This is a genomic window from Neokomagataea thailandica NBRC 106555 (assembly GCF_001598495.1).
In the GTDB taxonomy this organism is placed as follows: Bacteria; Pseudomonadota; Alphaproteobacteria; order Acetobacterales; family Acetobacteraceae; genus Gluconobacter; species Gluconobacter thailandicus_A.
Map to the genome: position 1 here is coordinate 14,889 of NZ_BCZB01000011.1, position 13,181 is coordinate 28,069.

Annotated in this window: 12 protein-coding genes; 7 read left to right on the forward strand and 5 right to left on the reverse strand. The window is 54.5% G+C overall.

The genetic code is table 11. From position 1 onward, the window contains the following. The first annotated feature begins 193 nt into the window (after nt 1-193). The 5 genes from NTH01S_RS05095 (at nt 194) to thiD (ending at nt 6,972) form a co-directional block, all read left to right on the forward strand. Nucleotides 194-1,039 (forward strand): tetratricopeptide repeat protein, encoded by an 846-nt coding sequence (locus NTH01S_RS05095; RefSeq protein ID WP_068170540.1) that lies wholly within the window; start codon nt 194-196, stop codon nt 1,037-1,039. Beyond that, a complete protein-coding gene (gene tilS, locus NTH01S_RS05100) occupies nt 1,017-2,285 on the forward strand; it encodes a tRNA lysidine(34) synthetase TilS (protein ID WP_245642191.1) in 1,269 nt (422 codons plus the stop codon). The genes NTH01S_RS05095 and tilS overlap by 23 nt, the downstream gene beginning before the upstream one ends. A 150-nt stretch (nt 2,286-2,435) precedes the next feature. Continuing rightward, nucleotides 2,436-4,340 carry an ATP-dependent zinc metalloprotease FtsH gene (gene ftsH / locus NTH01S_RS05105; protein ID WP_068170473.1) on the forward strand — a complete coding sequence of 635 codons (1,905 nt, stop codon included), beginning with the start codon at nt 2,436-2,438 and terminating at the stop codon, nt 4,338-4,340. A gap of 431 nt (nt 4,341-4,771) precedes the next feature. Continuing rightward, nucleotides 4,772-6,130: a phosphoglucosamine mutase gene (glmM, locus tag NTH01S_RS05110; protein ID WP_068170475.1), complete on the forward strand. Its 1,359-nt coding sequence runs from the start codon at nt 4,772-4,774 to the stop codon at nt 6,128-6,130. Between the two features lie 5 nt (nt 6,131-6,135). Further along, a complete protein-coding gene (thiD, locus tag NTH01S_RS05115; RefSeq protein ID WP_068170477.1) occupies nt 6,136-6,972 on the forward strand; it encodes a bifunctional hydroxymethylpyrimidine kinase/phosphomethylpyrimidine kinase in 837 nt (278 codons plus the stop codon). On the opposite strand, the gene NTH01S_RS05120 is transcribed toward thiD, so the two are convergent. After that, nucleotides 6,967-7,704, reverse strand: coding sequence for a response regulator transcription factor (locus NTH01S_RS05120; protein WP_068170479.1), 738 nt, complete (start codon nt 7,702-7,704; stop codon nt 6,967-6,969). The two genes, thiD and NTH01S_RS05120, sit on opposite strands and share 6 nt — an antisense overlap. 181 nt (nt 7,705-7,885) lie before the next feature. Here NTH01S_RS05120 and fliI point away from each other — a divergent pair, with 181 nt between their 5' ends. Next, complete coding sequence (fliI, locus tag NTH01S_RS05125) at nt 7,886-9,238, forward strand: flagellar protein export ATPase FliI (protein WP_068170481.1); 1,353 nt, start codon at nt 7,886-7,888, stop codon at nt 9,236-9,238. Nucleotide 9,239: 1 nt separating this feature from the next. Further along, complete coding sequence (locus NTH01S_RS05130; RefSeq protein WP_157070871.1) at nt 9,240-9,668, forward strand: flagellar export protein FliJ; 429 nt, start codon at nt 9,240-9,242, stop codon at nt 9,666-9,668. Nucleotides 9,669-10,042: 374 nt separating this feature from the next. On the opposite strand, the gene NTH01S_RS05135 is transcribed toward NTH01S_RS05130, so the two are convergent. The 4 genes from NTH01S_RS05135 to NTH01S_RS05150 all read right to left on the reverse strand — a co-directional run bounded on the left by NTH01S_RS05135 (nt 10,043) and on the right by NTH01S_RS05150 (nt 13,121). Next, entirely contained in the window at nt 10,043-11,338 is a 1,296-nt protein-coding gene (locus tag NTH01S_RS05135) for a citrate synthase (protein ID WP_068170485.1), read from the reverse strand. 166 nt (nt 11,339-11,504) lie between these two features. Next, nucleotides 11,505-12,041: a SixA phosphatase family protein gene (locus NTH01S_RS05140; protein ID WP_068170489.1), complete on the reverse strand. Its 537-nt coding sequence runs from the start codon at nt 12,039-12,041 to the stop codon at nt 11,505-11,507. After that, nucleotides 12,038-12,364 carry a chorismate mutase gene (locus tag NTH01S_RS05145; RefSeq protein ID WP_068170491.1) on the reverse strand — a complete coding sequence of 109 codons (327 nt, stop codon included), beginning with the start codon at nt 12,362-12,364 and terminating at the stop codon, nt 12,038-12,040. The genes NTH01S_RS05140 and NTH01S_RS05145 overlap by 4 nt, the downstream gene beginning before the upstream one ends. 22 nt (nt 12,365-12,386) lie before the next feature. Further along, nucleotides 12,387-13,121: a metallophosphoesterase gene (locus NTH01S_RS05150; RefSeq protein WP_068170494.1), complete on the reverse strand. Its 735-nt coding sequence runs from the start codon at nt 13,119-13,121 to the stop codon at nt 12,387-12,389. Between the last annotated feature and the right edge of the window lie 60 nt (nt 13,122-13,181).

Genomic DNA, 13,181 nt, shown 5'->3' on the forward strand with positions numbered 1-13,181 from the left:
GCGTTAAAAAGAGGCCGGGGGAGTGATCCCTCGGCCTCTTTTTTGTCAGGAAGGCATTGCTCCGCGCCTGATTTCGGACCAGTTTTTACGTATTTTTATGTGTAATGATCTTTTGACGAAAACACGATGTGGTGTGGAGGGGCTCTTGGTTCAGTTTTTCTCGTGGCGGTCGCTGCTGTTAGCGGGTGCTCTTATGTGTGTGTCGCCTTGGGCTGCGGCGCAGGATGCGCCTGATGCAGGGGATGTTATGTCCTCACGTGAAGCGATTGCGCTGCAAAATCAGGTTGCGGCGTTACGTCAGCAATTGTCGCAAGTTCAGAATGCAGCCTCTTTGTCTCCGCCAACGGCGTCAGGGACTGCGCCAAGTGTGACGGCGGGGGGTGTGAGTGGTGATCTGACGGCTCAGCTTTTGCAGCGTGTGTCTGCTTTGGAGGAGCAAAACCGCCAGATGCGTGGTGAGGTGGATCAGTTGTCCAACACGTTGAAAACGACGCAAGAGACGCTCTCGAAGCAGATTTCAGACATGCAATTTGCCGCGCAAAATGGTGCGGGCGCTGCGAGTGGCGCTGTTGCAGGGGCTGCAACGAGTACGGCTTCATCTGCCGTGGTGACGCCAAAAGCAGATCCTGCCCCCGCATCGGATGCTACGCCTAAAACGGCTTTGGAAGCACTACATCTCGGTAATGCGGCGCTGCGTGCAGGACATTATACCGAGGCAGAAAGCGATGCACGATTTGCGGTAAAGACGGCAAAATCTGTGCAGGGGCGCATGGATGCTCAGTTCCTGCTTGCTCAGTCTTTGGCGGGGCAAAAGCAATATCGTGATTCGGCTGTGGCGTATTACGATGCGTATGGAAAGTTGCCGAAATCGGCTAAAGCGCAGGACTCTTTGTTGGGTGTGGCAGCGTCTTTAATCGCGCTGGGGGATAAAGCTTCAGCCTGTCAGGCTCTGGATAAATTGAAGGCAGAATTCCCGTCTCCAGAAGCGCGTGTGAAAGCGGCTATGGCAACGTTCCGTGGTCGTGCTGCCTGCCACTAAGTACGTGATGGATGGCCGGATTTCTGCCCGCGAATTTGCGGTGTGTATGGAGGCTTTGGGGCCATTTTTGCCGGATGTTCCTGAAGCCCCAATGGCTGTCGCCGTATCTGGTGGAGCGGATTCCATGGCGCTTGCGTGGTTGATGCGGCGCTGGCGGCGGCATGTTGTGGCGTTTGTGGTGGATCACGGACTGCGCGTTGAAGCGGCGGCGGAAGCCGCTTTGACAGAGGAACGATTAGGGAAGATGGGCATTGAGGCGCAGGTGTTGCGGCTTGCTCCTTTTCCATCAGGTCGTGTGCAGGAGCGCGCGCGGGCGGCACGTTTTGCCGCTTTAGAGGCTGCTTGTGTGGAGCGGGGCTGTGTTGATGTGGTGTTGGGGCATCATCAGCATGATCAAGATGAAACGATATGGATGCGTCGGGAGCGTGTGGGAGCGGCGCCTGTTAGTGTTGGTCTGCGAGGGATGGCGGCAGAAGTTTTGCGGGGTAGAGTGCGCGTGCTGCGGCCTCTTTTATCGTTCCCGCCGGAGCGTATGCGGGCGACATTGCGGGCTGAATCTTTGCCATGGGTGGAAGACCCTTCCAATCAAAATAGGCGCTTTGAGCGCGTGCGCTGGCGGCAAGATTTGACGGGTGGGATGCGTGAGGAAGCGCGCATGCTTCAGCGTGAGTCGCAGAGTGTGAATGTTGCGTACGCGCAGAGTTTGGCGGTGTGTATGGCGCGTTCTGTTGTATGGCATCCGGCTGGGTGGTGCCATGTGCTGTTAGACAGCATTGGCAGCCGGGAGTTGATGGCGCAGCTTTTAGCGGAATTGATTCGTATGGTGGCAGGCGGAGCGTACCGGCCAGCGCGAGATGCGGTGGAGCGTCTTGTTACGCGTGGGGAAGGGACGTTGGGTGGTGTTGTTCTGAGGCGTGCTGGGCGTTTTGGGGATGGGATCATTATGTTCCGTGAAGAGCGTGCCGTTGCTGGGGCTGTACCGGCTGTATCTGGTGTATTGTGGGATGGCCGGTGGATTGTGCCGGAGAGTAGTGCGCCAGAGGAGGCGGATGGCGCTGTGGCAGGGCTTTATATTGCCAAGCTGGGGGATCATGCAGCGCGTTTTGATGCGCGGCATTTAGGGATGCCTTCCGCAGCATTACGTGTTTTGCCGGGGCTGTATCGGGGGGATTGCTTGCTGCGTGTGCCGGTGTGGTGTGGTGGTGATTTGGCGTTGATCTGGTCTTCTGGTGGCCCCATTACATAAAAATATCCGGCAAAAAAGTGCCATAAAGCTATTTTAAGGTGCTTTATGGGGTGGGAACATGAGCGGAAGAGCCTATGTTAACACCATTGGGGGAATGTTCACGCTGGGGTTCTAGCGTGATGATGGTTCCCGAAGATGACAGAGAACGACATGAATAATCTAGGCCGTAACGTCGCGATCTGGGTCGTGATCCTCTTGGTCCTGATGCTGGGGCTTACAGCTCTTCAGTCAGGCGGCGGGCAGCACGCTACTCAACAGATTGCTTATTCTGACTTCATTCATGATGTCGAGAGCCACCAGGTTCGCTCCGTCCTGATTCAGGAGCAGAACGTTAGCGGTACGCTGACAAATGGTACGGCTTTTGAAACCTACGCGCCGTTTGACCGTGATATGATTTCACGTTTGACGAATGCTGGTGTTGAAGTCACAGCGAAACCTCAGGAGAGCGGTGAAAACCCGATCCTTCATTATCTGCTGTCTTATGGTCCGATCCTGCTGATCCTAGGCTTTAGCGTGCTCATGTTCCGCCAGATGCAGGCTGGTGGCGGCCGCGCTATGGGCTTTGGTAAGTCCCGCGCGAAGATGCTGACGGAAAAGACCGGCCGTGTGACTTTTGCGGATGTTGCCGGGATTGATGAAGCCAAGAGCGAACTGGAAGAAATTGTTGAATTTCTGAAAGACCCACAGAAATTTACCCGTTTGGGCGGTAAAATTCCGAAGGGCGCACTTTTGGTCGGCCCTCCGGGTACGGGTAAGACGTTGCTGGCGCGTTCGATCGCGGGTGAAGCAAATGTTCCATTCTTTACGATTTCAGGCTCTGACTTCGTAGAAATGTTCGTGGGTGTTGGTGCGTCGCGTGTGCGTGACATGTTCGAGCAAGGCAAAAAAGCTGCGCCGTGCATTATCTTCATCGATGAGATTGACGCGGTAGGCCGTCATCGTGGTGCGGGCCTCGGCGGTGGTAATGACGAACGTGAGCAGACGCTGAATCAGATGCTGGTTGAGATGGATGGTTTTGAAAGCAATGAAGGGGTGATCCTGATTGCTGCGACGAACCGCCCGGATGTTCTTGACCCGGCATTGCTGCGCCCCGGTCGTTTTGACCGTCAGGTGGTAGTGCCGAACCCTGATGTTGGTGGGCGTGAGAAGATTCTTCAGGTGCATATGAAGAAGGTTCCATTGTCTTCAGACGTGGACCCGAAAACGCTGGCACGTGGTACGCCCGGTTTCTCTGGTGCTGATTTGTCGAACCTCGTGAACGAAGCGGCTTTGATGGCCGCACGTCAGGGCCGTCGTACAGTAGGTATGGCCCAGTTTGAGGAAGCGAAAGACAAGGTCATGATGGGGGCAGAACGCCGCTCCATGATTTTGACGGAAGATGAAAAGCGTTCCACAGCATATCATGAAGCAGGGCATGCGATTTGTGCGCTGTACACGCCGGGTTCCGACCCTATCCACAAGGCAACGATTGTGCCGCGTGGTCGGGCTTTGGGCTTGGTCATGACGCTACCGGAAAAGGATAACATCTCTTACAGCCGCAAGTGGTGCTTGGCCCGACTGGTCATCGCTATGGGGGGCCGTGTTGCGGAAGAAATTATCTTTGGCCCGGAAGATGTCAGTGCTGGTGCATCTGGTGACATTAAGAGTGCGACGGATCTGGCGCGCCGTATGGTGACTGAGTGGGGCATGAGTGATCGTTTGGGCATGATTGCTTATGGTGATAATGGTCAGGAAGTGTTCCTTGGGCATTCGGTCGCGCAGAACAAGAATGTGTCTGAGCAAACGGCGCGTGATATTGATACGGAAATCAAGGCGCTGATTGATACGGCTTATGCGCAGGCCAAGCATTTGCTGTTGTCTCATATTGAAGAGTTGCACCGTTTGACGGCCGCAATGCTGGAATATGAAACGCTCAATGGTGATGAAGTGGGCAAGGTTGTGCGTGGTGAGGCGATTGAACGCGTGGAAGATGCGGATCAATTGCCGAATAACCGCCGTGCATCTGTGCCAACGGCACGTCCGGGGGCGTTTGATCCGGCTGCACAAGCTGGATAAGCGGCCTTTGCTTGTGCTGAGATAAGGAAAGCCCCGTTGGCCTGTGCCGGCGGGGCTTTTTTGTGTTCGAAAAAGAAGCAAAAACCTGATTTTTTAAGAAGGGAGTTGGAGCGGGCGTTACGATCGGGGCTATCAGGTATGGCGCGATAGGTGCTCGCGTGAACGAAAAAACATCAGTTGCGTTGAAGTTTGCAGCACAAGGGGAATGTCCCGGCAGATAGGCTTGTATATTTTTAAAAGGCTTCTGCTTCTTTTCTTCAGAAAAAATGGGAGTTCTTTAAGCGGGAGTGTGCAGAACATGTTTAAAAGACGAGAGAGACCGCTTTAGCGCGCATCTTCAGTGAAAGATTAGCCTGTGTGCTACTTTTAATGGACCGCAAACCGCTCTAAGAGCCCTGAGAACGGGTGTATGACGCAGAAAGACAAAAGACATGGCCAGTAAGCGCAAATTCTTTGGGACAGATGGTATTCGGGGTAAGGCGAATACCGCTCCGATGACGGTAGAAATTGCTCAGAAACTGGGGCAGGCAGCTGGTTTGTATTTCCGGAGCAATAGCCAGCGTCGTCATAATGTTGTCTTAGGGAAAGATACGCGCTTATCGGGCTATATGATTGAATGTGCGTTGGTGGCGGGTTTCTTATCTGCGGGCATGGACGTAACGCTTGTTGGGCCATTGCCAACGCCTGCGATTGCGATGCTGACGCGTTCGTTGCGGGCGGATGTGGGGGTGATGATTTCGGCCTCACATAATCCGTTTACGGATAACGGCATTAAGCTGTTCGGGCCAGATGGTTTTAAACTGTCGGACGAAGCTGAAATCGAAATTGAAACCATGATGGGGCAGGATCTGACGGATCGCTTGGCTGCGCCGGAAGATGTTGGCCGTGCATCGCGTTTGAACGATGCGGCGGGACGTTACATTGAAAATGCGAAGGCCTCTTTCCCGCGTGGGCTGCGTCTGGATGGTCTGAAAATCGTGGTTGATTGTGCGCATGGCTCTGCTTACCGCGTGGCGCCGAAGGCTCTGTGGGAGTTGGGCGCTGAGATTGTACGCATTGGCTGTGACCCAGATGGTGTAAACATCAATAATGGTGTTGGCTCAACGCATCCTGAAACTTTGTCTGAAGCTGTGCGCGAGCATGACGCGGATGTAGGTATTGCGCTGGATGGTGATGCGGACCGTTTGCTGATTGTGGATGAGACGGGCGCCGTGGTTGATGGGGACCAGATTTTGGGTCTCATGGCGTTGTCTTGGAAAGAGACGGGGCGCTTGGCGGGGACATCCGTTGTGGCGACGGTTATGTCTAATCTGGGCTTAGAAAAAGCCTTAGAAGCAAACGGATTGACCTTGCAGCGTACGGCGGTTGGGGACCGGTACGTTGTGGAGCGTATGCGTGAGATTGGCGCGAATCTGGGCGGTGAACAATCGGGCCATATGGTGCTGTCTGATTATGCCACGACGGGTGATGGTTTGATTGCTGCGCTGCAAGTTCTGGCGGTGTGTGTTGAGCAGAAGAAGCCTGCGAGTGAGGTGTGCCGTGTGTTCAAGCCTTATCCACAGCGTTTAGAGAATGTGCGTTATACGGGAGACAATCCGCTTCATCGTCCGGAAGTGGAGACACTTCGGGCGCAGGCGGATTCTTGTTTGGCGGGGCGCGGTCGTTTGGTGCTGCGGGCCAGTGGGACGGAGCCTCTTATTCGTGTGATGGTTGAGGCAGAAGATCAGGCTCTGGTGGATGCGGTGGTAAATGATACTTGTGCGGCTATTCGGCATCTCACGGCGGGGTAGTGTGTATGTTGGGGCGTGTTTTGAGCATTGCGGGCAGTGATTCCGGTGGTGGTGCAGGGATACAGGCTGACCTGAAGGCTATTACGGCGTTGGGTGGTTTTGGCATGAGTGCCGTGACCGCATTGACCGCTCAAAATACGTGTGGCGTGTATGGGGTGCATGCTGTGCCAGTAGAGTTTGTGCGGCAGCAAATCTCCGTTGTTTTGCAGGATATTGGGGCGGATTGCTGTAAAATTGGGATGCTGGGGCAGGCGGCTACAGTGCATGCTGTTGCGGATACGTTGGTGGCTTATCCGGCTTTACCGTTGGTTCTTGACCCTGTGATGATTGCGACGAGTGGCGCGTCTCTTATGACATCGGAGGGGGTATTGGCTGTGAAGGAGCGGCTGTTGCCGCGCTGTCAGTTGGTCACGCCGAATATCCCGGAAGCAGAAGTCTTGACCTCTGTAACGATCACGGGTTTGGAGACGATGCGCCGGGCGGCCCATGTTCTTTTGGCGGATGGCGCTGGGGCTGTTTTGTTAAAGGGAGGGCATTTGCCTGTCAGTGCTGGCGTGGCCTCGGATGAACTGCTGGATGTGCTGGTTTTGGCGGATGGTACGGAGCATATCTTCCGGCATCCGCGCCTGCAAACGCGTCATACGCATGGTACGGGGTGTACTTTGGCCAGTGCTGTTGCCACTGGTGTGGCGCAAGGTGCTGGGTTAGAGGCTGCGGTGCGGCGGGCAATTCGTTACCTGCAAGAGGCATTGCTCACCGCGCCGGGATTGGGGCGAGGGAATGGGCCGGTCAATCATGGTGTGAGTATTGCGCCTGCTTGGGCAACATTATCGGATTTATAGTATTGGGGCAGGCGCGGTGGGAGAGTGCTCAACAGATGTGGGGAGTGCGGTGGGTGTGCTGGGCTCATCACGAAGGATGTAACCACGGCCCCAGACTGTAGAAATGACGTTGGCGGCATGGGCAGCTTGAAGTTTACGGCGTAATTTACAGATAAAGACATCAATGATTTTCATTTCGGGTTCATCAATGCCGCCATAGAGGTGGTTTAGGAAGGCATCTTTTGTAAGAACAGAATTCTTACGGATAATGAGTAGTTCAAGAATAGCGTATTCTTTTGCCGTTAAAGGAACCATATTTCCGTTAACGGTGACGCTTTTGCTGTTGAGATCAAGTTCGATATTGGCAATGCGTAAGCGGGGTTCTGCAAAGCCGCGTGAACGGCGGGTAATGGCTTGTAAGCGGGCGATTAATTCACCAGCGTCATGTGGTTTGGTCAGGTAATCATCCGCTCCCATAGAGAAAGCGCGGATTTTGGCTTGAGGGCGAACCAGCGTTGAAAGCACCAGGATTGGGGTGCTGATCCGTGCTGCGCGTATGCGGCGAATGACGTCATATCCTTCAATATCGTGCAGCATGAGTTCGAGCACGACGACGTCGTAGTCATAGTGGCGCAACATCTCAATGGCTTCTTCACCGAGCATGGTGTGGTCCACGGTATAGGACGTGGCCCGTAGCGCGTGCGTAAGATGTGTTGCGCTGTTCAGGTTACTCTCAACAAGAAGGATACGCATTTCGTCAGCTCCTGCTTTGGTAAGGAGTTGTTTACTACCTAAGGTTGTATTTGTCGATAAAATAAACCTGAAAGACGCAAATTTTTCATAATTCAGCGTTATTTTTGTATTTGTTCACCTTTTGTTAGGTGTTTTGGACTGAAGATTTTGCCAAGAAAACCATTTAAAAGCATGATTTATAATGAAAAATAGTATTTTTCAGGAAATTCGCGAGAGAGTTTCTATATGTCATCCAGATCGAGCTGCGGGGCGTGTAAAAAACATCTCTGGGTTGTGTATGAGTATTCAAGGGGTCGAATCACTTTTATCTATCGGTGACCGTTTATCGGTTGAGGCGCGCTCTGGCGAAAAAATACAATCTGAAGTTGTTGGGTTTTGGGAGGGGCATGTCAGAACGATGGCTTTTGGCGCGTTAGATGGGATTGGCCCGGGGTGTGAGGCCTCCTTACCGTTATCGGGTATGCCGGGGGCGGCATTATCAGTGAATGCAGGTTGGCTGGGTCGTGTTGTGAACCCTTTGGGTGTGCCTATGGATGGGAAAGGGGCATTACCTGCCGGGGGGAAGCGACAAGACATTAAGGCTGCGCCTCCGAATGCGGCTGAGCGTGCGCGCTTAGGGGAGCGGCTGACGTTGGGGGTGCGGGCGCTTGATGCTTTTGTGACGGCTCGGAAGGGGCAGCGCTTAGGGCTTTTTGCGGGTTCGGGGGTAGGGAAGTCTTCTTTGCTGTCGATGTTGGTGCGTGGCACGGCCTGTGATGTTGCCGTGATTGCTTTGGTGGGGGAGCGCGGGCGTGAGGTCCGTGAATTTATTGAGGATGACCTTGGGCCAGAAGGGTTGGCGCGGAGTGTTGTGGTGGTGGCTACATCCGATATGCCGCCATTGATGCGGCGTGACGCGGCGACCTCCGCCATGGCAATTGCCGAATACTTTCGTGACCAAGGGCGGTCTGTTTTGCTGCTGATGGATAGTGTGACGCGCTATTGCATGGCGTTGCGCGAGATTGGTTTATCCGCAGGGGAGCCGCCTGCCACGCGGGGGTATCCGCCCTCTGTGTTTGCAGAATTGCCAAAACTTTTGGAGCGGGCAGGGCCGGGTTATGCGGGGCAGGGCATGATTACCGCTTTATTTACTGTTTTGGTGGAGGGTGATGATCATAACGAGCCGGTTGCTGATGCGGTGCGTGGTATTTTGGATGGTCATGTGATGTTAGATCGGCGGATTGGTGAGCAGGGGCGGTACCCGGCGATTGATGTTTCGAAATCGTTGTCGAGAGCGGCTTCGGGCTGTTTATCGGCTCGGGATGCTGGGCTTGTGAAAAAAGCACGTTCTATTATGGCGCGCTATGAACGGATGGCTGATATGATTCGGCTGGGGGCTTATAAGGCGGGATCTGAGCCTGAAACGGATGAGGCGATCCGCTTAATGCCTGCTTTGACAGCATTTTTGACGCAAGGAAAACAGGAGCCTGTAGATGAGGGTGGGCATGATGTTTTTACGCGTTTGGCAATGATTTTAGGTGATGTGAGCGAGTGAAGTGATGGAACAGGCGAGCCTTAATGCGCTGTATGGCTTGCGCAAACATGAATTAGCCATGGTGGAGCAAGCATTTCAGCAGGTGATTCAGCATGAGCAAGAGGCTGAGAGTGCTTTAGTCAGTGCGCAGCAAAGAATTGTGACGGAGCGTAGCGTTGCGCTGAATGCTCAGTCAGATGACCGTGCTGTTGAGGCGTTTGGGGCATGGCTGCCTTTGGGACAAAAAGCCGTGCAAGATGCGGATGCATATCGTCAGAAGGTGGCAGTTGATCGTGATTGTGTGCGGGCGGCTTTGCTTGAGGCGCGCGCGGCGCTGCATGTTGTGGAGCATATGCAGGAAAGTATAAAGGACGAGCAAAAGCGCAAGGAGCAGCGTGCAGAGCAATTATTGCTGGATGAATGCGCCATGCGGCCTGATGGGCTTTTGTGAGGAAGCCCCCTAGGAATAGTGTGAGGGGGATTGTGCCAGATAATGATGCGCTGGAGGGGCCTGCCGGGAACCCCTCATAGCGATCCCGGCTCCGAAGAGTCGGTCCTACGGCAGGCAGATTATCACCGTGTCACAGCGCACGGAGAGGATTCTTACGGTATTTTAAAAGGGGTTTCTATTATAAAAATTGAGAGAGTGGTGATGGCGTACTGGCCGGGCCTCACAGTAACCCGGCATGGCACTCCCCTTCGAAACCGAGGGGTGTTACGGCTGTGAGAATTACACCGTGTCACAGCACGCCACCTGCTACATTATAACGTATAAAGAAAAGAGTTTCTATAGTGCAGTCGTAGAGACACGTCCTGAACGGGGAGTTAACCTCGTTCTTCTATTGGGGTGAAGTTGCGTTGTTCTGATCCGGTATAGAGTTGGCGTGGGCGGAAGATACGGGCGGCGGGGTCATTGAGCATTTCGTTCCATTGGCTGACCCAGCCTGCTGTACGTGCGACAGCAAAGAGAACGGTGAACATATTAGTGGGGATGCCGAGCGCCTTTAAAATCAGTCCGGAGTAGAAGTCCACATTTGGGTAGAGGCGACGTTGGATGAAATAGTCATCTGACAGTGCAATATGCTCAAGCTCCATGGCGAGGTCGAGCAGAGGGTCACGCTCTAGGCCGAGTTCCGCGATGACTTCATGGCAGGTTTCCTGCATGATTTTCGCGCGGGGATCAAAATTGCGGTAAACCCGGTGCCCGAAGCCCATGAGGCGTACGCCGCTTTCACGGCTTTTGACTTTTTCAAGGAAGGCGGGAATGTCTTCACGCGTACCGATGCTTTCGAGCATGGCGAGCACGGCTTCATTGGCTCCGCCATGTGCGGGTCCCCACAGAGCGGCAATTCCGGCGGAGATGCAGGCATAAGGGTTGGAGCCGGTTGATCCAACAATACGGACGGTGGTGGTGGATGCGTTTTGCTCATGGTCAGCATGGAGCAAGAAAATACGGTCCATAGCACGGGCTAGGACAGGGTTTACTTTGTAATGATTGCCGGGACGCGCGAACAGCATGTTGAGGAAGTTGGCAGAAAAGGAGAGTTTTTCGTCCGGATAGACGAAAGGTTCACCGATGGAGTATTTGTATGCCCATGCCGCAATGGTAGGGACTTTTGCAATGAGGCGGCGGGTTGAGAGGTCACGGTCTTGTGGGTTTGCAATATCGAGGCCGTCATGATGGAACGCGGAGAGTGCCGCGACCGTGCCGCATAAAATGGCCATAGGGTGAGCATCACGGCGGAAGCCGTTGAAGAAGTTACGGACCTGTTCGTTTAAGTAACGGTGCTTCGCCATGTCTTTTAAAAAGGCATCGGACTCTGCTTGTGTTGGCAGGTGACCATAGATCAGAAGAAACGCTGTTTCCATATAGGTGGAGTGTTCAGCGAGGTCTTCGATGGCGTAGCCGCGATGCAGCAAGGTCCCTTTATCGCCGTCAATATAGGTGATGGAACTGGTGCAGGTGGCTGTAGCGATGAGGCCGGGGTCGAATGCGAAAACGCCAAACTCACGGGGGACGCTGCGTGTATCGACCACGTCCGGGCCGACGGTGCCGCTTAGGACGGGGAGGTCCCGCGTCTTGTTATGGGCGCTGAGGGAAGCGGATGAAGTTTTAGGCATGGCACCACCGAGCAGACATAAACACAGAAAGACCCGGGGGAATGTTTCTTCGTAATGCGCGGGGCTGTCTCGAAAAGAAAATATTCACCGGGTGAAACGAGTTACTGTCTTCATACCGTGAAGAAGGGTGGAAAGGCCAGAGCCCTTGTGTGACATGTCTATGGTGTTATGCGCTATGGGCGCTCAGAAAAGACATAAGAGAGGGGCGCAGAGCGTACCATGTTTCTTGTGTGGAAAAGAGTGACAGGCTGGACGGGGGATACCCTGCCATGAGGATTTCGCTGGCGCTGTCCGGGAGGGTTGCGCCGCAGAGTGTGTGTACGAGTGAACTGATGGCCGGGTTGTGCCCGATGAGCATGAGGGTTGAGATGGGTTCCTCAACCGTTTGGATCGTATCGAGTAAATGCTGATCTGTTGCGCTGTAGAGGCTGTCTGCAAAGGCGATGGGAGGGTGGTGTATGGCGCTATGCTGAAGTGCAATTTCGGCAGTTTGTCGTGTACGGGTGGAGGGGCTGCATATGATGCGCGCACGATGGTCGGACCAGTTGAGCGCGTGGTGTGAGGATAGCGCGTTGAGTGTTGCGCCCGTTTGGGTTGCCTGTTGGATTCCGCGTGCGGTGAGTGCACGGGCACGGTCTCCTTCTTCTGTTTGGGCGTAAGGGCCTGCTTCAGCGTGGCGGAGAAGAAGGAGATGCCGGATCATGTGTTGGGCTTTGCTGGCGTGTTGCTTTGGGCCGCAATGGCTTCGTGATGGCGGATGACTTCTTTGACGACAAAGGCGAGAAATTTTTCAGCAAAATTGGGATCAAGATGCGCGTTATGCGCGAGTTCACGTAGGCGCGTAATTTGGCGGGCTTCACGGGCAGGATCAGCAGCAGGGAATGACGCGCGGGCTTTGAGCTCACCGACGGCCTGAGTGCAGCGGAAGCGTTCGGCCAGCATGTGGATGAGAGCGGCGTCGATATTATCAATGCTGGCGCGTAGGGTTTCGAGTTCGGCCAAGGCTGGGTTGCGGTCTGTGGTCATGAAGTGGGGCCTCCGGCAAAAATTAGGGTGAGTTGAGGTCAATCCAAGCGAGGTGTCCGCCTTTTCCGGCACCAAGATCTGTGAAGATGGCCGTGCCGCCAAGGCGTCCGGTGCGGTGCCATGGGCGGCCATCGGTGGAGCGGCGGTCATGCCCGACATAAACAGTCATGCCTGCGGGAATACGGTTAATCCATGTCAGGCGGCGTTCTGGGTAGCCATCAGGCTGAAGGCGGCCTGTGGTTTCACCAAAAAGGGCACGGGAGAGTGGGGCGGACATATCGCCCAATCCCGGTGGTGGGGGTTCCATGAGCATGGCGGTATGAAAGCCCCCATGGACGAAGAGTGAACGGCCAAAGCGTACCCATGCCGGGGCGGCAGCAATGGCGTTGTAGGTCTGTTCACGCAACGTCGCGTTTTCGGGGCGGCTGAAGGCTTGGAGGGTATCTTCCAGCGGTGGATCACGGCGGAGGCGGCGCCCTTCTAAGGCGCGGCCCAGTTTTCGGTCATGATTGCCGAGGATAAAGAGGCCGCGCTGTTGTTCCAATAAATCCAGCATCAGTTCCATGACGCCGACACTATCGGGGCCGTGATCAACGAGGTCCCCTAATTGCAGAACAAACCGATCTGTACGCGCGGCGTGTTGAAAAGCGTTGAGATCACCATGCACGTCTCCCACCACGCGAATCCCATGATCTTGGATTCGAGCGAGAGCTTCGGGGGTGAAGGGCAGGGTGTCGAAAATGATGGGCTCTTTCATGGTTAAGTGAGTATCAAAGGACTTAAACGCAGCAGCGTCAAATTTCGATGCGGAAAATGA